Origin of the sequence: Euzebya tangerina (genome assembly GCF_003074135.1) — a bacterium.
Taxonomy (GTDB): domain Bacteria; phylum Actinomycetota; class Nitriliruptoria; order Euzebyales; family Euzebyaceae; genus Euzebya; species Euzebya tangerina.
This window is the reverse complement of record NZ_PPDK01000001.1, coordinates 54,406-76,540: the sequence shown is the minus strand read 5'-3', so window position 1 is coordinate 76,540 and position 22,135 is coordinate 54,406. Positions and strand designations below refer to the sequence as shown.

Below are 22,135 nucleotides of genomic sequence, written 5' to 3'. Positions count from 1 at the left end.
GCTGCCCGGACGCCCCGGGGGTCACGACCCGGCCCCGTGGGTACCGTTGCTGGTGATGGCATCACCGATCAATCCGGCCGGCTACACCTCCGAACCCGTCGACCTGTCCGGACCGACCGAGACCGCGGATGTCGTGGTCGTCGGCGCAGGACCGGGCGGCGCCGCGGCTGGCTACTTCCTGGCCCAACTGGGCCACGACGTCGTGATCCTGGAGAAGGAATCCTTCCCCCGCGACAAGGTCTGCGGTGATGGGCTGACCCCACGGGCCGTGCACGCCATGCGGATGTTGGATCTGACTGCCGAGGCGGAGGGCACCCCTGACGGCTGGGCTCGGCAGACGGGGCTGCGGATGTACGGCGGCGGCGTGGTGTGGAACATGCCCTGGCCCGAGACCGACGAGTTCCCGACCCACTCCATCACCGCCACGCGGGCCCTGTTCGACCACACCCTGGCGAAGAACGCCGCCGGTGCCGGGGCACATCTGTGGGAGCAGACGAAGGCAGTCGCGCCGATCTGGTCCACGCCTGCCGAGGACACCGTGTGTGGCGTCGTCTACCAACGGCCCGACGGCAGCCACGGTGCCATCCACGCCAGGATCGTCGTCCTGGCTGACGGCGGATCCTCCCGCCTGGCAGTCCAGATGGGTCTGCACCGGGACGAGACGCGACCCATGGGAACGGCCGTCCGGGCCTACTACCGCACACCGCGATCGACGATGGATCACATGGAAGGGTTCCTCGAGATGCGGAACCCCGACGGTGAGCTGCTGCCGGGCTACGGCTGGATCTTCCCCCTCGACGACGGGCTGGCCAACGTCGGTTGGGGCCTGATCTCGACCTCGGAGCACTACCAGTCCACCAGCTATCGCACGGTCCTCGACGACTGGGTGGCGAGCTTCCCGGCGGAGTGGGAGATGAACCCCGAGACCCGCGTCGGCCGCGTCAAGGGCGCCGGCCTGCCGATGGGTCACAACCGGCATCCCCACATCTGGAAGGGCGCGGTGCTCGTCGGTGACTCTGGCGGGATGGTCAACCCCTTCAACGGGGAGGGGATCTCCTACGCCATCGAGGCGGCCGACATGGCCGCACGCGCGATCGATCAGGCCTTCGTCGCGAACAACCCAGACCTGCTGCGCCGGTACCCGGAGGAGCTCAGGCACACCTGGGGCGGCTACTACCAGCTGGGGCGGGTCTTCCTGACCGTCATGGCCAACCCCACGGTCATGCGGATGTGCACCGAGTACGGCATGCCGCGCCGTCGGCTCATGGACTTCGTGTTCCGCACGATGGCCCACCTGGTCAATGAGAAGAACCGCAACGTGACCGACGTGGTCATCAACACGCTGAGCCGGGTCGTCCCAGCCGCATAGTTCTCGTCAGCGGGTGCCGTGTCCCTCGCCGACCAGGAACACCTCGCCAGCGACCTCGACAGCGTCCCCGACGGAGAGTTGACGTCCTCGGCGGACCTCGACCTCGCCGTTCACGGTGACGACGCCGTCGGCCAGAACCAGCTTGGCGTGCGCGCCGGACTCGATCACGTTCGCCAACTTGAGGAACTGGCCCAGCTTGATCGTGTCGCCGGAGATCGGGACGTCGAGGGCGTCGTCGGACATGACCCCGAGTATGGGCACGTCCGACTCTTGGTACACAGCGCTCAGCCGGACGGACGCATCGCGACCGGCAGTGGTGTATCGGCCAGTTGGTGGCCCAGGCGGAGCGCTGGCTCGATGATCACCGGGATGCCGATGGTTGCGACCAGGGTCCCGATCCCCAACTGGCCACCGAGCAGCGTGCCGAGCACCACGAGTGTGAAGTCGAGTCCGAACCGGACATAGCCCGGTCGCCACGAGTAGGTCTCGTACAGCCCGACGAACATCGCGTCCTGGGCCGACGCGCCCAGGGCGGCAGCCAGGTAGAACGCAACCCCGAGACCGATCAGCACGATGCTGCCCAGCAGCATCGCCGTCTGTGCGAGCAGGCTGTCCGGCTGGGAGAACGTGTCGAGCACCCACCCGATGGGCAGGCCGGCGAACGCCAGGATGACCGTCGCCGCCCACGGCGGCTGACCGAGCCAGACCCAGGCAACGACCAGCAGGATCAGGGACTCGGCGATCGCGACCGGAGCGAATGGCAACCCGGTGGCGGCCATGAGGCCGGTCTCGAACACCTGCCACGACCCCACGCCCAGGCCAGCGAGGATGGACGTCGACACGCCGATGACGAGCAAGACCAGCCCGAGGGCCAGCACGGCCCAGCGTCGGGGCGTTCCAAGACGGTCCGGTCGGTCCACTCGGCCACCGTATTCGTGATCAGGGAGCCGGTTGACGGTCCAACTGGGCTGGGAGGACAGCCCTCCGCAGGCGGGGACCCGGTGCGCCGCCCCGTCGGCGAACACGCCGCGACTTCTGCCGATTCATATGCCGTTCGATTCCTGGAGTGAGCCGTTGGATTGCCTGATCGCTCGGGATCGCCGCGATGCCGAGCCCGATGGCGAGCAGTGGACCGACGATGGGCACCCGGCCCCAGATGAGACCGATGATCGCGGAGCTTCCGGCCAGCTTGGAGACCGAGCGCCTGGTCGGCCCGGACCCGACCGGGGGACCACCCTCCGAGCCTGCAGGCGGGTGGGACGCAACGCCAGGATCGCTCAGATACTGCCAGGACAGGTGGGCGTTGGCGTGTGACTCCAAGGTCTCCCCCATGTCCTGCAGCTTGGTGGCGGCGGTCGGCTTACCGTCTACTTACAGATAGTAGTTCGCGGAACACGTTGCGTCAAACTCACGCGTCACTCCGTCAGGCGTCCGGGTGCCACTCGAAGTGCATGCCGTCCGGCACCGGCCAGTCACCACCCCAGACGAAGCCGGCCGCGGAGAAGTGCTCCACGATGCGGAGATCCATCGTCGGTGCGACGCCGAACCCGTTGGTCGAGGCGTTCAGGTCGACGGCGATCCCGAACGCGTGGCGGGAGATCGGTCCGCCAGCCGCGATGAGCCGGGGGGAGTGGCAGCCGGCGTAGTCGGTCGGATCCACCAGGTCGGCCAAGCCGTCCTGCTCGATCGCGCCCAGGGCCTGGCGCAGTGGCTCGATGATGGCGGCATGACACCGGACCCGTCCGAGGATGGGAACCTCAGCGTCCACCACATCCACCGCCTGGCCGAGGACGATCGAGCGCCCGGCGGCCGGCCGGTATGGCAGCGGACCGAGTGCATCCTCCAGCGCCGTCAGTGAGGCCACGGTCCGCCAGCCGATCGACCACGGCGCCGCCCCGACCGTGCGGACCAGGGTCCGGGGGATCGGTGCGACGATGGCGTCGAGGGCGGCCGGGACCCCATCGGATACGCCGTGCGCCACGAGTGCGTAGCGAGTTCGGCCCTGCAGGGTCCCACGGGTCACGACCCCTCCGGCACCATCGATCAGCCCAGCGGCGATCGTCCCCACGACAGCGAGTCGTCGCCCGTCGTGCAAGGCGATCCAGTCCCCCGGTCCGATGCCTCGTTGGCGGGCAGCGGTAGCCGACAGCACCACCTCGCCGTCCCCGAGTTGATCCAACGCCCCGGCCGCCGGGACGACATCTGCGTAGGTGGCGGGGTCGACGCCGTACAGGTCGAAGGCCACGCCGAACCCAGATGCCCAACCGACACCGGCGGAGGTGTCCATCAGCCGGACGGTCTCGGTGTCGACCTCCGCCACGGCTGTGACCCCGACGACGTTCGCGGCCTGCACGACCACATCGGCCGGCAAGGACCCGGTCGTGCGTATCACCGACACCTCGGGGCCCCGGCGGGCCGGGTTCCGCTGGCCGGGGGCCGACTCACCGTCCACGCCTGCTGCCAGGACGATGGCGGCCGCCGGGATGGACGGCAGTGGGAGCAGCAGGGCAACGAGGACCGTGGAGAGGACGCCGACGACGACACGAGGCACGCCCCAACTGTGGCGCGGTCTCGTCGATCTTGCGGGATTTAGCCTGGGTCGATGAATCCGATCGAGAACTACACCGCCGTCAACAAGGCCAACTGGGAGAGTCGGGTGCCGCTGCACGAGCAGGGCTACCAGTTGGACGCCTACCGCCACGATCCGGATCACCTCTCCCCGGTGGTCGCCTTCGACCGCCCGCGACTGGGTGACATCGAGGGGTTGGACGTCGTCCACCTGCAGTGCCACATCGGGACCGACACCCTCTCCCTCGCAAGGCTGGGCGCGACCGTCACCGGTCTGGACTTCTCGCCCTCGGCGTTGTCCGTCGCACGTCAACTGGCCGAGGACTCCGACCAGCCGATCACCTACGTCGAGTCGGACGTCCTGCGGGCCGACGAGGTCCTCGGAGATGAGCGCTTCGACCTGGTCTACACGGGCATCGGGGCCATCTGCTGGGTCCCCGAGATCACCCCGTGGGCCAGGGTCGTGGCCGCCCTGCTCCGGCCCGGCGGGCGACTGTTCATCCGCGACGGGCACCCCGTGCTCCTCGCCCTCGACTACGGCCGTGATGACGACGAGGTGGCCATGGTCTATGACTACTTCGAGGGTGAGGCGGTCGTGGAGGAGGAGACCGAGACCTACGTCGAGGCGGATGGCCCGATCGCCTCGCCGACGACGGTCTCCTTCAACCACGGCATCGGGGAGATCGTCACCGCGGTCCTGGCCGCCGGCATGCGGATCGACGCCCTGACGGAGCACAACTCGGCTCCCTGGAACGCACTCGGTGCGGCCATGGCGGCTGACGATGCCGGGGAGTTCCGGCTCAGGCGCAGACCGAACCGGCTGCCGGCGACCTTCACGCTGCAGGCGACCAAGGTGGCCTGACCGCCTCCAGGGACGGCTCAGCGCTGCTGCAGGAGCCGCGAGACGTAGACGGTCTGAGCGCACAGCGCGGTGATCCCGGCGATGATCAGCCCCACCCGGACGTCCAGCACGATCGCGGTCGGGATGACCGCGCCGAGCACCCACGCCAGCTGGAAGATCGTCTCCGAGCGCGTGAACGCACGGCCGCGGTTCTCGGCGGCCACCGTCGCCTGGAGCAGACCGTCGAATGCGAACTTGGCCGTCCCCCACGCATACCCCGCCGCGAGGGAGAGGAAGGCGGCCGCGGGCAACCCGAAGAACTGCCCGGCGATGAACGCCGCGGCGGCCTCGACGGCCAGGGCGGCGACCACCATGGGCTCCTCCCGCAGCGCTCGCTCCAGCATCGGGGCCGCGAGGGCCGCCAACCCGAAGCCGAGACCGGCCGCGGCCAACACCGCCCCGAAGTCGAACAGCGGGGCATCGATGTCGCGGAACGCGAAGGCCAGGATCAGGACCAGGAAGCCGTTCAGCAGCCGGACCATCGCGGTGGCGAACTGGGCCAGGCGCAGTTGCGTGGTCTGGCTCAGGGCGAGGAGACCCGTGACCGGTCGGGGGTCGACCTCGACCGCCTCCACGAATTCGGTCTCCTCATCTTCCACGCGCCGCGTCCGACGCAGACGATCCGTGTACGGCGTCTGGGTTCGCAGCGGCAGCGGGCTCGGTGGTGCCGGTTCCGCTGTGGCATCCGTCGGGCGTCCCTGCAGCGCCGGCAGGACCATCGATTGCCAGGTCGCGATGCCGAAGACCGCAGCTGCGCCGACCAGGACCGCCTCCGACCCGACAACAGCCAGCGCGGCCCCGACCGGTGCGGCCGCGCCACCGCCGATGACGCTGACCTGCGCCAATCGAGCGTTCGCTGTGACCAGGGCGATCGGATTGGACAGGGCCTGGGGGAGCAGCGCTGATCGGGCGATCCCGTGGACCCGGGACAGCACGAGCAGCGAGAAGGCCAGCGGGAACAGCCAGATGGAGTCGGCCAGCACCACCAACGTCACCGCAGCGACCACACGGACGGAGGAGGCCCAGATGAGGACCGTCCGCTCCGCTCCGGCACGGTCGAAGAACCGCCCCAGCAGTGGCCCGATCACGGCGAACGGTGCCATCGTGAGCAGCAGGTACAGGGCCACGTTGCCGCGGGCCTCAGCCGAGGGGACCTGGAAGAACAGCGAGTTCGCCAGCGCGATCGCAACCAGTGTGTCCCCCGCGGTCGAGGCGGCGTGCGCGTTGGCCAGCAGCCTGAAGGCCGGCCCGCCGGCGCCGAACAGGTCGCTCACCTTCTGCTTGACCGCTCGGCCGGCACGTGCGGTCGCGCGCTGCCGCAGTTGCTCCTGCTCCGCCTCGCTCGGCAGGATCAGATCCCCCGTCGGATCGACGTACTCGGCCGGGTCACCCCACAGGCCACCCGTGGCTGATTCGTCACCCGGCTCTCCGGGTGACCCGCCCGCAGATAGTGACGACGAGGACACAACCAGCAGGTTAGTTGGCGAGGGTTCACTGGTACGCTGCGAACTGGATGCCAAATGGTGCGACAGGTTGCGGGAAGCCCTCATGACGAGGCCCAGATGCAACATGTTGCTCGATGCCCGAGGAGTGAGTAGCCGCCGTGCTGGTTGAGTACCTGCCGATCGTCCTGCTCTTCGCCGTTGCGACGCTGTTCGTCGTGCTGAGCGTGGCCGTCTCGGCCAAGCTCGGTCCGTCGAACCCCAACCCGGCGAAGGAAGCGGCCTACGAGTCCGGGATCATCCCCGAGCCCGAGACCGCTGTGGCAGGCCAACGCTTCCCGGTCAAGTTCTACCTGATCGCGATGTTGTTCATCATCTTCGACGTCGAGGCGGTGTTCCTCTACCCGTGGGCCACGGTCCTGGGTGAGCTGGGCTGGTACGGCCTGGCCGTGATGGGCGTGTTCCTGGCCCTGCTGCTCGAGTCCTACTTCTACGTCGTGCGCAAGGGGGGTCTGGAATGGGAATAGAGTCCAAGCTGCCGAACGGCATCCTGCTGACCAGCACGGAGAAGCTGCTGGGGATCGCCCGGGCCGGCTCGCTGTTCCCGGCGACCTTCGGCCTGGCCTGCTGTGCCATCGAGATGATGGCCACAGGCGCCGCCCACTACGACCTGGCGCGCTTCGGGATGGAGGTCTTCCGCGCCTCACCGCGGCAGGCGGACCTGATGATCGTGGCCGGTCGCGTGTCGCAGAAGATGGCCCCCGTGGTCCGCAACCTCTACGACCAGATGGCCGATCCCAAGTGGGTCATCTCGATGGGTGTGTGCGCAAGCTCCGGGGGGATGTTCAACAACTACGCCATCGTCCAGGGCGTCGACCACATCATCCCCGTCGACATGTACGTCCCCGGCTGCCCCCCGCGCCCCGAGTTGCTGATGGACGGCATCCTCAAGCTGCACGACAAGATCCGCAACGAGCAGCTGGTCGAGCGGCCCCGCAAGGGCGAGTCCATGGAGGACTTCCGGCGTCGGACCGGCTGGGTCGACGGCGACACCGTGGAGGAGGTCACACCCGACGGCAAGCCCATGACCGCACCCGCCCTGCACCGGATCATGCCGAAGGAGGCGGTGGTTGCGGGCCGCGCCTCCAAGTCAGACGCTGTCCGGCGGTCCGCCGCGCAGTTGGCTGATGACGTCGAGGCTGGCAAGCCCGGCGCGTCCTGGGCCGTGCCGACCGGGGCCGGCTTCGGGGACGGGTCGTCCGGGAGCGGGTCCGGCTCCGGCAGCACTGACAGAGGTGACGGCGCCTGATGGTGGATGCCACGACCACGAAGGCCGCCAAGGAAGACGACGACACCGGCGCTTCCACCCTGTCGGTCCATCTCCAGGAGCTGCGCGAGGTGCTGACCGGCGGGATCCCGGGCGCCACGGCCAGCGAGCACCGCGGCGAGCTGACCATCACCGTCGACCCGGTGACGCTGACAGCGGCGTTGCAGTTCGCCCGCGACGACGCAGCGACGCAGTGCGAGCTGCTCAGCGACATCTCCGCGGTCCACTGGCCGGGTGGGGTGATGCCCGTCGACGTCGAGGAGACCACCGGCTGGCCGACCTACACCGAGGAGCGGGACGAGGGGTCGATCGAGGTCAACTACATCCTGCGCTCGGTCGCGAAGAACCACTGGTTCCGCATCAGGGTGTCCCTCCCGGATGACGACCCGACCGTGGCCAGCGCGACCGGGATCTACTCCTCGGCCAACTTCATGGAGCGTGAGGCCTACGACCTCATGGGCGTGGAGTTCACCGGCCACCCCAACCTCACCCGGATCATGATGCCGGACGACTGGAACGGCCACCCGCACCGCAAGGACTACCCGCTCGGTGGGGTCGAGGTCATGTACAAGGGCGAGACCATCCCCCCACCGGATGAGCGTGACTACTAGCGTGACGCTCTGGAGAGGCCACTCGTGACTGACGACACAGGCGCATGGGCGGATGAGACCGCCGAGCTGACGACCACCAGCACCGCGACACTCGAGCCCGTCGACGGGGAGTTCACCGTTGCCGCGCCCGGGGAGTGGCAGAACCTGCCGGATGCCATCGAAGACGACCTCATGGTCATCAACATGGGGCCGCAGCACCCGTCCACGCACGGCGTCCTCCGCATGCTGCTGACCATGGACGGCGAGGTCATCGTCGACAACCAGCCGGTCATCGGGTACCTCCACACCGGAATCGAGAAGAACGCCGAGTACCGGCCCTGGGTCCAGGGCGTGACGTTCGTCACACGAATGGATTACCTCGCGCCCTTGCACAACGAGTTGGCGTACTGCCTGGCGGTCGAGAAGCTGCTGGGCATCTCCGACCAGATCCCGGAGCGGGCGCAGGCCATCCGCGTGATCCTCACCGAGATCAATCGGATCACCTCCCACCAGGTCGCGTTGGCGACCGGCGGCATGGAGATGGGTGCGCTCTCGGCCATGATCTACGGCTTCCGAGAGCGCGAGGACCTGCTCGACATCCTCGAGTTCGTCACCGGCCTGCGGATGAACCACGCCTTCATCCGCCCCGGCGGTCTGGCTCAGGACGTCCCGGAGACCTTCATCGAGCGGGTCAGCGAGGTCATCGATGCGCTGCCCGGCAAGATCGACGAGCTGGAGGACCTGCTCACCCAGAACCCCATCTGGCTGGAGCGCAACAGCGGCGTCGGTGTCCTCACCCGTGAGCAGTGCTTGGACCTCGGTGTCACCGGGCCGGTTCTGCGGTCCACCGGTCTGGCCCACGACCTGCGCAAATCCCAGCCATACTGCGGCATCGAGCAGTACGACTTCGAGGTCCCGACGGTCGACACCTGCGACGGCTACGGGCGGTTCCTGATCCGCATCGCGGAGATGCGGGAGTCCATCAAGATCGTCCAGCAGGCCCTGAAGGTCCTGCCCGGCGGTCCGGTGATGGTGGCGGACAAGAAGATCGCCTGGCCGGCACAGTTGGCGCTCGGGCCCGACGGACTGGGCAACGCCAAGGAGTACATCGGCAAGATCATGGGCCAGTCCATGGAGGCGCTGATCCACCACTTCAAGCTGGTGACCGAGGGCTTCGAGGTGCCGAAGGGGCAGGTCTATCAGGCCGTCGAGAGCCCCCGCGGCGAGCTGGGTTACGCCATGACCTCCAGCGGCACCAACAAGCCCTACCGCGTCCGCGTGCGCGAGCCCTCCTTCATCCACATCGGCACCATCCCCTCGGTGACCCGGGGCCTCCAGATCGCCGACGTGATCGCGGCGGTGGCGTCACTGGACCCGGTGATGGGCGGCGTCGACCGCTAGGGCCGTGAGGTGTTCCCGCTCATCTGCGACTGCGACCGGCTCCGCCGCGCAGATGGCGGGGTCTTCGCCTACGCAGCCGACACGGCCTGGGAGCTGATCCATCGAGCGGCACCCGGCGAGATCGAGAGGTACCTCGACGACCGGGCCGCGAAGGGGTTCACGGTGATCCAGACCGTTCTGCTGGCCGAACTCGACGGAACGACGACGCCGAACCATGCCGGGGAGCTTCCACTGGTCGATGGCGACATCGACCGGCCGAACGAGTCCTACATGGCGCATGCCGACCACATCATCAGCGCGTGCGCCGACCGGGGGCTCGTCGTCGGCCTGCTCCCGACCTGGGGTGCCTACGTCACGCCGCTCTGGCGCCCGACGCCGGTCCTGTTCGATGCCGCGGCTGCCGGTCGCTGGGGCCGCTGGGTGGGACACCGGTTCGGTGATCATGCAAACGTGATCTGGATCCTGGGTGGTGATCGACCGGTCGTCGAGCCGGAAGCTGACCACCGCCCGCTGTGGGCCGCCATGGCCGCGGGAATCAACCAGACCCAGGCGCAACCCCACCTGTGCAGCTATCACCCACCTGCTGGCCACACGAGTGCTGACGAGTTGGCGGCAGAGACGTGGATCGACTTCCACATGTGCCAGTCAGGTCACTCCTCCGACCGGACGGCCCCGCGTCGCCTGGTCGAACGCATGCGCCGTCTCGACCCGTCTCGGCCATGTCTAGATGCCGAACCCTGCTACGAGGATCACCCCATCGACTTCGATCCGGCTGCTGGACGATTCGACGCCGATGACGTCGAACGCGCCATCCGTGCTGCTCTGCGCGCTGGTGCAGCAGGATTCGCCTACGGCTCCCACGCGGTCTGGCAGTGGCTGGACGACGGGCGTACGCCGATCAGTCACGCGCGAGGCTCGTGGCACGAGGCGCTTGGCTCGGCGGGGAGTTCGCGAGTGGCCGAACTTGCTGACCTGATCACCTGAACGAGGACTGCATCTCCCGAGTGTCACATGGGCTTGTGAGCCCGATCACAAAGCGACCCCTCCGCTGATAACCTGCGGGCCTGCGCCGCCCGTCGTCCCGAGACCACACCGAAAGGCCCCTCCCGACTGTGTTCTCACCAGAGAATCGATCCAAAGCCGAAGGCCTGGTGGCGCGCTACCCGGTCAAGCGCAGCGCTCTGCTGCCGCTGCTCCACCTGGTGCAGTACCAGGACGGCTACGTCAGTGATGACGGGATCGCGGAGTGCGCCGAACTGCTGGACCTGACCAAGGCCGAGGTGGCCGCAGTCTCGACCTTCTACACGATGTACAAGCGCGAGCCGATGGGCCGCCACCTGGTCAGCATCTGCACCAACTTCTCCTGCGCCGTCCGAGGCGGCAAGGAGGTCTACGACCGGGTCAGCGACCACCTCGGCGTCGGCCACAACGAGACCACCCAGGACGGGACCATCACGCTGGAGCACGCCGAGTGCCTGGGCAACTGCGAGGGCGCCCCGCTGATCAGCGTCGACTACATCAACTACGAGATGGTCGAGCCCGACGCCGCCATCTCCCTGGTGGAGGGTCTCCGGGAGGGAAACCCGGCGGAGCCCACCCGCGGCATGATCCCGCCCGGCGTCCGCGAGGCCTCGCACCGGCTGGCCGCAATCGGTCCGATCGACCCCGACGGTCCCGGCCAGCGACTGGGCCTGGCCACGGCCGAGCACGGAGCCGTGCCCCAGCCCGAGGCCGGCGTCGGAGCCGGTGGTGTCGGCATCATCAGCTTCGGGACCAACGGGGCGGATCCCACCGCGGACGGGGCCGCCGCTCGCCCTGATGAGGTACCCCCGCCCGCCAAGAACGTCCCGATCACCGAGGAGCCGATCCCCGGCGCGGCAGGGTCCAGCGCCGAGGCGGAGGAGCAGACCGAGGACGCCGTGGCGGCAGCCGGTGGTCAGCCGGACGAGATCGCGGAGGAGGCAGCGCCCAGCGACGCCGATCCCGGCGTCCAGGGAGCCGAGGCCGACACCGACGACGACGCGGATCCTCGCGAGGAGCCACCGGGCGAGGCCGACAGCGAAGGAGCAAGCTGATGCCACAGGTCAAGGTGCTGTCCAAGCGCTACGACGAGCCGGATGCCCACACGCTTGAGGGCTACACCCGGCTGGACGGCTGGAAGGCGATGAAGCGCGCCTTCGCCCAGGACCCCGCCGTCCTGCGTGAGGTCGTGAAGGACTCCGGGCTCCGAGGTCGCGGTGGCGCAGGCTTCCCGACCGGCCTGAAGTGGAGCTTCGTGCCGCAGGACACCGGCAAGCCCGTCTACCTGGTCGTCAACGCCGACGAGTCCGAGCCCGGCACCTTCAAGGACCGAGAGCTCATGGAGCGCGACCCGTTCCAACTCATCGAGGGGATCATCTGCTCGGCGTATGCCCTGAACTCCCCCCGCTCCTTCATCTTCATCCGCGGCGAGTACCTCTTCCCCGGCATCCGGCTGGAGGAGGCCCTCGCTGAGGCGTACGCGAACAACTACCTGGGTGAGGACATCCAGGGCTCCGGGTTCAGCCACCACATCACGCTGCACTACGGCTCCGGTGCCTACATCTGCGGTGAGGAGACTGCGCTGCTGGAGGCACTGGAGGGCCGTCGCGGCCAACCACGCCTCCGCCCGCCCTTTCCCGCCGTCGCCGGCCTCTACGCCTGCCCCACGGTCATCAACAACGTGGAGTCCATCGCCGCCGCCGGTCACATCATCGAGCACGGCGCCAACTGGTGGAAGCAGTGGGGCCCCGAGCGCTCACCGGGCACCAAGCTGTTCTGCGTGTCCGGCGAGGTGGCCCGGCCCGGCAACTACGAGTTCCCGATGGGCACCTCGTGCCGCGAGATCGTCGAGGAGGCCTGCGGCGGCATGTTGCCCGGCCGCAACCTCAAGTTCTGGGCGCCCGGCGGATCGTCGACCCCCCTGCTGACCGACGAGCACTTCGACATCCCGATGGACTTCGACTCCATCGCCGAGGCCGGCTCCCTCATGGGGACCGGCGCGATGATGATGTACTCCGACAAGACCTCGGTGGTCGAGGCCACGCTCAACTGGATCCGCTTCTACGAGCACGAGTCCTGCGGAAAGTGCACGCCCTGCCGGGAGGGCAACTTCTGGGTGGGTCAGATCCTCGAGCGGATGCTCGACGGCCGGGGTCGCCCGGAGGACATCGACACGCTGGATGAACTGGCCGACAACATCTTCGGGCGCTCCTTCTGCGCGCTTGCGGATGGGGCGACGTCCCCGGTCAAGTCCTCGATCAAGTACTTCCGTGACGAGTACGAGTACCTGATCCAGCGCGGTCGACTGCCCGACCACATCACGCCGCACGCCGGCGCCATCACCGACAACGCGCAGAGCAACCGGCCCAAGATGATGGTCGGAGTCGGCCATGTCTGACACGGCGTCTGAGGACACCAAGCCCGAGCTGATCCCGATCACCATCGACGGGGTCGCCATGGAGGTCGAGCCCGGGACGCTGGTGATCCGTGCCGCCGAGCAGATCGGCGTCACCATCCCCCGCTTCTGCGACCACCCCCTGCTCGACCCGGTCGCCGCGTGCCGCCAGTGCCTGGTCGATGTCGAGGGTGCCCGCAAGCCCACGCCGGCCTGCTCCGAGCGCGTACGGCCCGACATGGTCATCCGCACCCAGGAGACCAGCGAGTTGGCCCGGGAGTACCAGGAGTCCCAGATGGAGCTCCTGCTGGTCAACCACCCCCTCGACTGCCCGCAGTGCGACAAGGGTGGCGAGTGCCCGCTGCAGGACCAGGCGCTGGCCCACGGTCGCGGCGACTCCCGGATGTATGAGAAGAAGCGCGTCTTCACCAAGGCCCTGCCGATCAACGCCCAGATCGCCCTGGACCGCGAGCGTTGCGTGCTGTGCGCCCGCTGCACCCGGTTCTCCAAGCAGATCTCCGGCGACCCGTTCATCGAGCTCTTCGAGCGCGGCGCGCTGGAGCAGGTGTCGATCTACGGCGATCAGCCCTACGAGTCCTATTTCGCCGGCAACGTCGTCCAGATCTGCCCGGTCGGTGCGCTCACCTCGAACTCCTACCGCTTCGGCGCCCGACCCTTCGACATCAAGCGCATACCCGGCATCGCCTTCCACGATGCCTCCGGCGCGAACGTCCGGCACGACGTCCGACGCGGCGTCATCCAGCGCACCCTGGCTCGGACGAACCTGGCCGTCAACGACGCGTGGCTGGACGACAAGAACCGGTACGGCTACGAGTTCGTCGCCTCACCCGAGCGGCTGACGACACCGCTGGTCCGCGGCGACTCGGGCTCGCTGCAGCCCACCTCGTGGGTAGCCGCAATCGACGCCGCGGCCGAGGCGCTGCATGGCGTCGACCCCACGCGCGTCGGGATCCTGACCGGGGGACGGCTGACCGACGAGGACGCCTACGCGGTCAGTCGCTTCGCCCGTGACGTCATCGGCACCGACAACGTCGACTTCCGGGTCGCCCCACACGCCGACGACCTCGCGGTCCTCCCCGCCATCGCCGGCGAGACGGCGGTCACCAACGAGCGCATCGAGGACGCGTCCGCGGTCGTGATCGTCGGGCTCGAGCCGCACGAGGAGCTGCCGCTGCTCTTCCTGCGGCTCCGCAAGGCGTGGCGCGACCGTGGCCTGAAGATCGTGGTCGTGGGCCCGGTCATGGGCCGCCTCGAGGAGATCGCCTGGCAGTGGCTGCCCACCGAGGTCGGTGGGGAGGCTGCGGCGCTGGAGGCGCTGGCTGATGGCTCGGTGGACGCCCTGGCGCCGATCACCGGCGTGCTCGACCACCACTCCGTCGTGCTGGCCGGCGAGCGACTGGCCGCCTCCGACGGCGCGCTGCCCGCAGCCCGGGCACTGGCCGACACCGTCGGCGCGGGCTTCGCATGGGTGCCACGGAAGCCGGGTGCGCGCGGTGCCGTGGAGGCCGGCCTGCTGCCGGGATCACTGCCCGGGGGGCGGCCACTGGAGGCGCCCGGTCCGGTTGCAAGCGCCTGGACGCGGCTGCCGGAGGAGCCCGGCATGGACGCCGGCAGCACCCTCAGCGCTGCAGCGAACGGCGAGATCGACGTGCTGTGGCTGATCGGGGTCGACCCGGCATCGGACTTCGACCACCCAGAACTCGGTCGCCAGGCACTGCGGAAAGTGCCGACGGTGATCGCCAGTGACCTGCTGCCGACCGAGACCGTCCGCCTCTCCGACATCGTCTTCCCTGCAACCGCACCCCCGGAGCGCGTCGGCTCGTTCACCAACTGGGAGGGCCGCCGACAGGCCTGGCCCCAGTCAACGGGCGCTGTCGGACACACCCTGCAGGACTGGGACATCCTGCGACAGGTCTCCCGGGCGTTGCACGCCCTGGACGACGGCACTCCCGACCTGGGCTGGGAGACGGCCAACGACGTGCGGCGCGAGGCCGCACCGCTGATGGCCGCCACCGATGAGCGGGGACCGTCCCAGGCCACGGCCTCATCGCCCCCCACGGACGAGCGCAGCGAGGACCGGTCGCTGGCCGTCTCGGTCCTCCCGATGCTGCTCGAGGGTGGCACGATGCTCACCGACGCCAAGGAGCTGCTCGAGTCCGCTCCACCGCATCAGGTCTGGGTCAACGCCGCCGATGCGGGAGACCTCACCGACGGCGGTGTCGTCAGTGTGACCGGCGCGGCCGGGACGCTCGAGCTGCAGTGCCGGATCACGCCTGCTGTGGCCCCCGGCACGGTGGTGGTGCCCAAGCTCGCTCGGCGTGAGCTGGGTGGGGGGCACCGCTTCGTGGCGGTCGCCGCAGTGGAATCTGCGGGCGAGTCCGGCGATGATGCCGCCGGAGGCTCCGATGACACTGCCGACGGAGAGGACAGCTGATGCCGATCGCTGAGCTGGGCGACTGGGTCGACTTCCTCGTCATCCTCCTCGTCGTCGTCGCCGGCTGGGCGCTGTTCCTGATCAGCACCGCGCTGCTCATCTGGGGCGAGCGCCGCCTGGTGTCGAAGATGCAGTCACGGATCGGCCCGAACCGACTGGGACCCTTCGGGATCCTCCAGACCCTCGCCGACGGAGCGAAGTTCTTCTTCAAGGAGGACATCACACCCAAGGCCGCCGACAAGGTCGTCTACTTCGCCGCACCCCTGGTCAGCGCCATCATCGCCATGGTCACCTTTGCGGTGGTGCCCTTCGGTGGCACGTTCACCCTGGCTGATCGCGAGATCACCCTGCAGATCTGGGATCCCCAGATCGGACTGCTCTGGCCACTGGCCACCGGCGCGATCGGGGTGTACGGGATCGTGCTCGCCGGCTGGTCCTCCGGCTCGAAGTACCCGCTGCTCGGTGGGGTTCGATCCTCCGCTCAGATGATCTCCTACGAGCTGGCGATGGGGCTCGGCGCAGCAGCCGTCTTCATCTACACCGGGTCACTCCGTGCCAGTGACATCGTCGCCCAGCAGGCCGGCGGGCTGATCAGCGACTCGATCCCGGTCATCTCCGCGATCCCGGCTTGGAACATCGTGCCGATGTTCCCCGCGTTCCTGCTGTTCTTCATCGCCGCCGTCGCCGAGACACAGCGACCACCCTTCGACCTCCCGGAGGCCGAGGGTGAGCTGGTGGCCGGCTTCCACACGGAGTACTCGGGCGCGAAGTTCGCGATGTTCTTCCTGGCCGAGTTCATGAACGTGATCACGATGAGCGCGTTGGTCGTGACCATGTTCCTGGGCGGTCCCTCAGGACCGGTCCCCAGCGGCGACGGCGTCGTGGCCACGATCGGTCAGATCGTCCTGCCCGTGGGGTACTTCCTCGCCAAGGTCTTCATCTTCATCTTCATCTTCATCTGGCTGCGCGCCACGCTCCCGAGGATGCGCTACGACCGGTTGATGGACCTCGGCTGGAGGGTCATGCTCCCCCTCGGCATCGTCTGGGTCTTCCTCACCGGGTTCGCGGTGGTCATCCGCACCTACGCCCGCGGGAACGAGGGCGCCCCCCAGACCCTCCTGACCTGGGGCGCGGTCATCCTCGGCGTGCTCTTCCTCATCTCCGTGGTGGCGCCACTCTTCGCCGACCGTGACGACGCCACCTCAACTCTCGACGACGATCCGGGTAGCCCCGGTGACGACTCCGACGACCAGATCGGTGACAGCGACGGCGGCGGCGACGCCCCTGATGCCGAACCCGAACCGGTCGGCGCCGGAGCCGAGTAGGACCTCTTCATGTTCCAAGCACTCAGCAAGGGCTTCGGCCTGACGTTCAAGACCATGTTCCGGCCTGCGGTCACGACGCAGTATCCGGAGGTCAAGCGACCGACCCAGCCGCGCTTCCACGGCCGTCACGTCCTGAACCGGCACGAGGACGGCCTGGAGAAGTGCGTCGGCTGCGAGCTCTGTGCGTGGGCCTGCCCGGCCGACGCGATCTTCGTCCGCGGGGCGGACAACACGCCCGATGCGCGCTACTCACCGGGCGAGCGGTACGGCGTCGACTACCAGATCAACTACCTCCGCTGCATCTTCTGCGGCCTGTGCATCGAGGCCTGCCCGACCCGCGCCCTCACGATGAGCAACGACTACGAGATCGCGGATGACACCCGGGAATCATTGATCTTCACCAAGGACCAGTTGCTCGCCCCGCTGCCCGAGGGTGCCCAGGAGACACCACACACCGACGCTGACGTCGCCGCACGCGGACTGGAGTACTACGAGGACAACTTCGCCGGACAGCTGCCACTCGTCAGCAAGGCGCAGGCGTACGCCTCGGATCCTCGCCGGACCAAGGGTGTGGACGGGCATCTGGCGGCGGCACAGGTCCCGGCCAATCCCGCGACCAAGCCGGACGACGGCCTCGATGACGACGGTGAGGTCGTCGCGTGAGCGCACTGCTCCTGGCGCAGGAGGTCGCCGCTGAGGTGACCGCGGCGTCCGGGTCAGCCGAGTTCTGGGTCTTCTGGATCATCGCGCCGATCTCGCTGGCCGCTGCCATCTCCGTGGTGATCCTGAAGAACCCCGTGCACGCGGCGCTGATGTTGGTGATCAACTTCTTCACCTTCGCGCTGCTCTACGCCGTCCTGCAGGGCCAGTTCCTGGCCACGATCCAGGTGATCGTCTACGCGGGCGCGATCATGATCCTGTTCCTCTTCGTCCTGATGCTGCTGGGCGTCGACCGCGAGGCCGAGGCGGGTCCCGGCAAGGTGCGCGGCCAACGCGTGGCCGGCATCACGCTGGGTGTGGTGCTGTTCGCGGCGCTCACGGTGTCGGTCGCCGGTCCTTTCATGGGGACCGACTCGGCCTGCAACACCTCCGAGGCGGTGACGACCGCGATCGCCGAGCAGGGCTCGGACGCCCGGCCCTGCACCGGTCTCGAGGCCCAGAACGCCGACGAGACCGGCGGCAACGTCGCCCAGATCGGTCGGCTGCTGTTCGGCGACTACGTCTGGGCGTTCGAAGTGACCAGCGTCCTGCTGGTCGTCGCCGCCATCGGTGCGATGGTCCTCGGCAAGCGGACGGACAAGCTCTCCGAGCTGGTCGACAGCGGCGAGGCGGATCCGCCGGGTGAGCCCTACGAGTTGGTCATGGTTCCGGCGGCCCCCGAGCTCGCGGAGTCAGCAGAGAGTGCCAACGGCCCGGGAGCGGGCACCTCCGCGCCCGCAGATGGACCGGCAACCCGGGATGACGACACCTCCGATGACGACACCTCCGATGACGAATCCAGGGGCACGGATGGGGACCAGGCATGAGTCCCGAAGCCGGCATCCCTGCGGGGTACTACCTGCTGCTCGCGGCCGCATTGTTCTCCATCGGCGTCGTCGGCGTGCTGATCCGCCGGAACATGATCGTCATCTTCATGTGCATCGAGTTGATGCTGAACTCCGTCAACCTGACCTTGGTCGCGTTCAGCCGCATCAACGGGAACCTGGATGGCCAGGTCCTGAGCTTCTTCGTCATGGTGGTGGCGGCCGCCGAGGTCACCGTCGGCCTGGCGCTGATCGTCAACCTCTTCCGACTCCGCGCGTCCATCGACGCCGACGACGCTGATCGGTTGAGGCTGTGAGCGCCCTCCTCCTGGCCGCAGAGAGCGCCGAGCCTTTCTCCGCCGTCTCCGAGGCGGCAGCAGGGTCCGTTGTCGACCTGGCCTGGCTGATCCCGGTCGTCCCCGCGGTCATGGCCGGGATCCTGTTGATCTTCGGCAAGCGGCTGGGGCGGCTCTCCGCGGCTCTGGCCATCGGGGGCATCGGCTTCTCGCTGACCCTCTCGGTCCTGATCTTCCTCTTCCTGCAGGGCGAACCCTCCGATCACCGGCAGTTCGTCGTCGAGGTGCTGCCCTGGCTGGACATCTCCGGGTTCACGGTCAGTTGGTCCCTGCTGGTCGACCCGCTCTCGGCGATGATGCTGCTGCTCGTCACCGGCGTGGGCCTGTTGATCCACATCTACTCCCTGGGGTACATGGACCATGACCCCCGGTACGAGCGGTTCTTCGCCTACCTGAACCTGTTCGCCGCCTCGATGCTGGTCCTGGTCCTCGGCTCGTCGTTCCTGACCCTGTTCGTCGGGTGGGAGCTGGTCGGCCTGTCCTCCTACCTCCTGATCGGGTTCTGGTTCGAGAAGAAGGAGTACGCCGCGGCGGCGAAGAAGGCCTTCGTCACCAACCGCATCGGTGATGTCGGGTTCATGGTCGCGATGTTCATCATCTTCGCGACGTTCGGCTCGCTCGAGTTCGACGAGGTCCTGCCGGCCGCTGCCACCGCAACGACGGGCACGCTGATCGCCATCGGGTTGCTGCTCTTCGTCGGTGCCACCGGCAAGAGCGCGCAGATCCCCCTCTACGTCTGGCTCCCCGACGCCATGGCCGGTCCGACTCCGGTCTCAGCCCTGATCCATGCCGCCACAATGGTCACGGCCGGCGTGTACCTGATCGCCCGCACCTCGCCCATCTTCACCGAGATTCCCGACATCGGCCTGCTGGTCGCGTGGATCGGCGGGATCACGGCGTTCGTGTCTGCCGCAATCGCCTGCGCGCAGGTCGACCTGAAGAAGATCCTGGCCTACTCGACGGTCTCGCAACTCGGGTACATGTTCATCGGCGTCGGCGTCGGCGACTACACCGCTGCCGTGTTCCACCTGCTGACGCACGGCTTCTTCAAGGCGCTGCTGTTCCTGGCCGCTGGGTCGGTGATGCATGCCATGGCCGACCACACCGACATCCGCAACATGGGTGGCCTCTACGGGAAGATGCCCATCACGGCGACCACATCGCTGATCGCGGTGCTGGCCATCGTCGGGTTCCCCTACTCCTCGGGCTTCTTCTCCAAGGAGGAGATCCTGGCGGCAAGTGCGCAGACGGTGGGGGGCGAGCTCATCTGGATCCTCGGGATCATCGTGGCCGCCATGACGGCCTTCTACATGACCCGCTGGTTCGTGCTGATCTTCCTCGGCGACAAGCGCTGGGGTGACGCCGCGTCGCCTGACTCCCCGACCCGTGATGTCCACCCCCACGAGTCCCCGCTCTCGATGACCCTGCCACTGGGCATCCTGGCCGTGGCATCAGCTGCCGGTGGGCTGCTGAACACCTCGCCGGAGGACGGCTGGCTGCACGGCTGGTTCGGCGGCATCGTGGTCGCCTTCGAGCGGGTCGAGACGTGGATCCCCAAGGGCGTGATCCTGCCGACCGCCATCGCCGCGGCGGTACTCGGTGTCGGCCTGGGCGTGCTGATGTACCGCGCTGTGGACATGAAGACCGTCGGAACGGGCGCCGGAATGGCAGGCATCGCCCGCAACAAGTTCTACGTGGACGCCTTCTATGAGTTCTTCACCGTCAAGCTCGGTGGGGCGCTGGCAACCGGCTTCGCCCGGGCCGACAAGGGCGGGATCGACGGCATCGTCAACGGCTCGGCTGGCCTCACCCGCCGTCTTGCCGGCGGCCTCCGACGAACGCAGACCGGGTACGTCCGGTCCTACGCGCTGGGGATCCTGGCCGGGACGGTGTTCCTCGGCATCCTGGTCGCGGCGGCCTTCCTCGGCCCCGACGTCGTCGGGGGAGGTGCATGATGTTCGGTGACCTACCCCTGCTGTCGATCACCATCGCCATCCCGGCGGTCACGGCGCTGCTACTGGCCTTCGTCAAGCCGACCGACCGAGCGGCGCTGCGCGCGATCGCACTCGGTGGGACGATCTTCACGTTCATCTTCAGCCTGAACCTGATCAGCGAGACCGACGCCAGTGCCGGCTTCCAGCTCACCGAGACCATCGAGTGGATCCCGGAGTGGGGCGTTTCGTACTCCCTCGGCGTGGACGGGATCAGCCTGTTCCTGGTGATCCTGACCTCGTTCATCTTCCCCCTGGTCATCCTGGCCTCCTGGGAGCAGGTGGAGCGGGCCAAGGGGTTCTTCGTCTCGCTGATGACGCTGCAGTCGGCGCTGATCGGCGTGTTCCTCGGGCTGGACCTGCTGCTGTTCTACGTCTTCTTCGAGATCATGCTGGTCCCGATGTACGCCCTGATCGGCGTGTGGGGCGGCAAGAACCGTCGGTACGCCTCGATCAAGTTCTTCCTGTACACGCTGGTCGGTGGGCTGCTGATGCTCATCGCGATCCTGTACCTCAGCTTCAAGGCCGGCGGCTCGTTCGACTACACCACGCTGCTGCAGACCGACCTGTCGAGGACCGAGCAGATCTGGCTGTTCTGGGCCTTCTTCGTGGCCTTTGCGATCAAGCTGCCGCTGTTCCCGCTGCACACCTGGCTGCCGGACGCCCACACGGAGGCACCCACCGTCGGCTCGGTGGTGCTGGCCGCGGTGATGCTGAAGATCGGTGGGTACGGCTTCCTGCGGTTCAACCTGCCCTTGTTCCCGGAGGCGGCCGATCTGTACGCGGGCCCGATCCTGGCGCTCGGGGTCATCGGCGTGCTGTACGGCGCGATGGTCGCCATGGTCCAGTCCGATGTGAAGCGCCTGGTGGCGTACTCCTCGGTGGCCCACCTCGGATTCATCGCCATCGGCATCTTCGCGCTCCAGCCGACCGCGGCCAGCGGCGCCGTGGTCCAGATGGTCAACCACGGGCTGACCACCGGCTGCCTGTTCCTGCTGATCGGCTTCATGTACGACCGCACGCACAGCCGGGCGATCGCCGACTACTCGGGGCTGATGAAGGCCACACCGATCTTCGGGGGGCTGTTCCTGATGGCCGTGATGTCCTCCATCGCCCTGCCGGGCCTGAACGGCTTCGTCGGGGAGTTCCCGATCCTCATCGGGACCTACCAGACCGTTCCGTGGGCCGGCGTCACCGCCGCGTTCGGCGTCATCCTGGCTGCGCTGTACCTGCTGTGGGCCTACCAACGCATGTTCCACGGTCCGGTCGGCGGTCACGCCGAGACGATGACCGACCTGAACGCCCGTGAGATCGCCGTCGTCGCCCCGCTGCTGGTCCTCATGCTCGTCATCGGCCTGTACCCCAAGCCCCTGTACGACCGCGTCACCCCATCCGTCGAGGCGGTGCTGCAGCAGGTCGACGCCGACCTCGCAGCCGCGCAGAACGCCACCGTGTCGGACTCGGAGTAGGAA

General features: G+C 68.1%; 20 protein-coding genes. 16 read left to right on the top strand and 4 right to left on the bottom strand.

Translation table 11 applies throughout. The annotated features are described in order from the left end of the window. The first annotated feature begins 55 nt into the window (after positions 1 to 55). Entirely contained in the window at positions 56 to 1,369 is a 1,314-nt protein-coding gene (locus tag C1746_RS00400; RefSeq protein ID WP_116712739.1) for an NAD(P)/FAD-dependent oxidoreductase, read from the top strand. Positions 1,370 to 1,375: 6 nt separating this feature from the next. On the opposite strand, the gene C1746_RS00395 is transcribed toward C1746_RS00400, so the two are convergent. The 3 genes from C1746_RS00395 to C1746_RS00380 all read right to left on the bottom strand — a co-directional run bounded on the left by C1746_RS00395 (position 1,376) and on the right by C1746_RS00380 (position 3,920). Next, positions 1,376 to 1,612 (bottom strand): RNA-binding S4 domain-containing protein, encoded by a 237-nt coding sequence (locus tag C1746_RS00395; RefSeq protein ID WP_116715503.1) that lies wholly within the window; start codon positions 1,610 to 1,612, stop codon positions 1,376 to 1,378. A gap of 41 nt (positions 1,613 to 1,653) precedes the next feature. Next, complete coding sequence (locus tag C1746_RS00390) at positions 1,654 to 2,289, bottom strand: DUF6198 family protein (protein ID WP_162867221.1); 636 nt, start codon at positions 2,287 to 2,289, stop codon at positions 1,654 to 1,656. Between the two features lie 503 nt (positions 2,290 to 2,792). Beyond that, positions 2,793 to 3,920 (bottom strand): M15 family metallopeptidase, encoded by a 1,128-nt coding sequence (locus tag C1746_RS00380; protein ID WP_116712736.1) that lies wholly within the window; start codon positions 3,918 to 3,920, stop codon positions 2,793 to 2,795. 51 nt (positions 3,921 to 3,971) lie between these two features. On the opposite strand from C1746_RS00380, the gene C1746_RS00375 reads away from it, so the two are divergent. Beyond that, on the top strand, positions 3,972 to 4,799 hold the full coding sequence (locus C1746_RS00375; protein ID WP_116712735.1) for a class I SAM-dependent methyltransferase: 828 nt from the start codon (positions 3,972 to 3,974) through the stop codon (positions 4,797 to 4,799). 17 nt (positions 4,800 to 4,816) lie between these two features. Here the strand turns inward: C1746_RS00375 and C1746_RS00370 are convergent, their stop codons facing one another. Further along, a complete protein-coding gene (locus C1746_RS00370; RefSeq protein ID WP_116712734.1) occupies positions 4,817 to 6,304 on the bottom strand; it encodes an MFS transporter in 1,488 nt (495 codons plus the stop codon). A 137-nt stretch (positions 6,305 to 6,441) separates the two neighbouring features. On the opposite strand from C1746_RS00370, the gene C1746_RS00365 reads away from it, so the two are divergent. The 14 genes from C1746_RS00365 (at position 6,442) to C1746_RS00300 (ending at position 22,132) form a co-directional block, all read left to right on the top strand. Further along, positions 6,442 to 6,807, top strand: coding sequence for an NADH-quinone oxidoreductase subunit A (locus C1746_RS00365; protein ID WP_116712733.1), 366 nt, complete (start codon positions 6,442 to 6,444; stop codon positions 6,805 to 6,807). After that, positions 6,798 to 7,589, top strand: coding sequence for a NuoB/complex I 20 kDa subunit family protein (locus C1746_RS23055; RefSeq protein ID WP_205711620.1), 792 nt, complete (start codon positions 6,798 to 6,800; stop codon positions 7,587 to 7,589). The genes C1746_RS00365 and C1746_RS23055 overlap by 10 nt, the downstream gene beginning before the upstream one ends. After that, entirely contained in the window at positions 7,589 to 8,218 is a 630-nt protein-coding gene (locus tag C1746_RS00355; protein ID WP_116712732.1) for an NADH-quinone oxidoreductase subunit C, read from the top strand. The genes C1746_RS23055 and C1746_RS00355 overlap by 1 nt, the downstream gene beginning before the upstream one ends. A gap of 66 nt (positions 8,219 to 8,284) precedes the next feature. Continuing rightward, positions 8,285 to 9,598 carry an NADH-quinone oxidoreductase subunit D gene (locus C1746_RS00350; RefSeq protein WP_414627952.1) on the top strand — a complete coding sequence of 438 codons (1,314 nt, stop codon included), beginning with the start codon at positions 8,285 to 8,287 and terminating at the stop codon, positions 9,596 to 9,598. Positions 9,599 to 9,607: 9 nt separating this feature from the next. Then, entirely contained in the window at positions 9,608 to 10,582 is a 975-nt protein-coding gene (locus C1746_RS00345) for a glycoside hydrolase family 140 protein (protein ID WP_116712731.1), read from the top strand. A 167-nt stretch (positions 10,583 to 10,749) separates the two neighbouring features. Further along, positions 10,750 to 11,673: an NADH-quinone oxidoreductase subunit NuoE family protein gene (locus C1746_RS00340; protein WP_205711618.1), complete on the top strand. Its 924-nt coding sequence runs from the start codon at positions 10,750 to 10,752 to the stop codon at positions 11,671 to 11,673. After that, positions 11,673 to 13,016, top strand: coding sequence for an NADH-quinone oxidoreductase subunit NuoF (gene nuoF / locus C1746_RS00335; protein ID WP_116712729.1), 1,344 nt, complete (start codon positions 11,673 to 11,675; stop codon positions 13,014 to 13,016). Before C1746_RS00340 ends, nuoF begins: the two co-directional genes overlap by 1 nt. Next, the gene (locus C1746_RS00330) at positions 13,009 to 15,468 is read left to right on the top strand and encodes an NADH-quinone oxidoreductase subunit G (protein ID WP_116712728.1); all 2,460 of its coding nucleotides are present in this window, start codon (positions 13,009 to 13,011) and stop codon (positions 15,466 to 15,468) included. Before nuoF ends, C1746_RS00330 begins: the two co-directional genes overlap by 8 nt. Beyond that, positions 15,468 to 16,793 carry an NADH-quinone oxidoreductase subunit NuoH gene (gene nuoH, locus C1746_RS00325; RefSeq protein WP_116712727.1) on the top strand — a complete coding sequence of 442 codons (1,326 nt, stop codon included), beginning with the start codon at positions 15,468 to 15,470 and terminating at the stop codon, positions 16,791 to 16,793. Before C1746_RS00330 ends, nuoH begins: the two co-directional genes overlap by 1 nt. A 9-nt stretch (positions 16,794 to 16,802) precedes the next feature. Further along, the gene (gene nuoI, locus C1746_RS22375) at positions 16,803 to 17,456 is read left to right on the top strand and encodes an NADH-quinone oxidoreductase subunit NuoI (RefSeq protein ID WP_205711617.1); all 654 of its coding nucleotides are present in this window, start codon (positions 16,803 to 16,805) and stop codon (positions 17,454 to 17,456) included. Next, a complete protein-coding gene (locus C1746_RS00315; RefSeq protein ID WP_116712726.1) occupies positions 17,453 to 18,319 on the top strand; it encodes an NADH-quinone oxidoreductase subunit J in 867 nt (288 codons plus the stop codon). Before nuoI ends, C1746_RS00315 begins: the two co-directional genes overlap by 4 nt. After that, positions 18,316 to 18,633, top strand: coding sequence for an NADH-quinone oxidoreductase subunit NuoK (gene nuoK, locus C1746_RS00310; RefSeq protein ID WP_205711616.1), 318 nt, complete (start codon positions 18,316 to 18,318; stop codon positions 18,631 to 18,633). The genes C1746_RS00315 and nuoK overlap by 4 nt, the downstream gene beginning before the upstream one ends. After that, positions 18,630 to 20,627, top strand: a complete 1,998-nt coding sequence (gene nuoL, locus C1746_RS00305; RefSeq protein WP_116712725.1) for an NADH-quinone oxidoreductase subunit L — start codon at positions 18,630 to 18,632, stop codon at positions 20,625 to 20,627. The genes nuoK and nuoL overlap by 4 nt, the downstream gene beginning before the upstream one ends. Then, positions 20,624 to 22,132, top strand: a complete 1,509-nt coding sequence (locus C1746_RS00300; protein WP_205711615.1) for an NADH-quinone oxidoreductase subunit M — start codon at positions 20,624 to 20,626, stop codon at positions 22,130 to 22,132. Before nuoL ends, C1746_RS00300 begins: the two co-directional genes overlap by 4 nt. Positions 22,133 to 22,135 lie beyond the last annotated feature (3 nt).

Bases quoted from the DNA above. Each gene is read 5' to 3' on its own strand.
- nuoH (WP_116712727.1), top strand. From the start codon at position 15,468: ATGCCGATCGCTGAGCTGGGCGACTGGGTCGACTTCCTCGTCATCCTC.
- C1746_RS00375 (WP_116712735.1), top strand. From the start codon at position 3,972: ATGAATCCGATCGAGAACTACACCGCCGTCAACAAGGCCAACTGGGAG.
- nuoF (WP_116712729.1), top strand. From the start codon at position 11,673: ATGCCACAGGTCAAGGTGCTGTCCAAGCGCTACGACGAGCCGGATGCC.
- C1746_RS00330 (WP_116712728.1), top strand. From the start codon at position 13,009: ATGTCTGACACGGCGTCTGAGGACACCAAGCCCGAGCTGATCCCGATC.
- C1746_RS00400 (WP_116712739.1), top strand. From the start codon at position 56: ATGGCATCACCGATCAATCCGGCCGGCTACACCTCCGAACCCGTCGAC.
- nuoK (WP_205711616.1), top strand. From the start codon at position 18,316: ATGAGTCCCGAAGCCGGCATCCCTGCGGGGTACTACCTGCTGCTCGCG.
- C1746_RS00395 (WP_116715503.1), bottom strand. From the start codon at position 1,612: ATGTCCGACGACGCCCTCGACGTCCCGATCTCCGGCGACACGATCAAG.
- nuoI (WP_205711617.1), top strand. From the start codon at position 16,803: ATGTTCCAAGCACTCAGCAAGGGCTTCGGCCTGACGTTCAAGACCATG.
- C1746_RS00355 (WP_116712732.1), top strand. From the start codon at position 7,589: ATGGTGGATGCCACGACCACGAAGGCCGCCAAGGAAGACGACGACACC.
- C1746_RS00300 (WP_205711615.1), top strand. From the start codon at position 20,624: ATGATGTTCGGTGACCTACCCCTGCTGTCGATCACCATCGCCATCCCG.
- C1746_RS23055 (WP_205711620.1), top strand. From the start codon at position 6,798: ATGGGAATAGAGTCCAAGCTGCCGAACGGCATCCTGCTGACCAGCACG.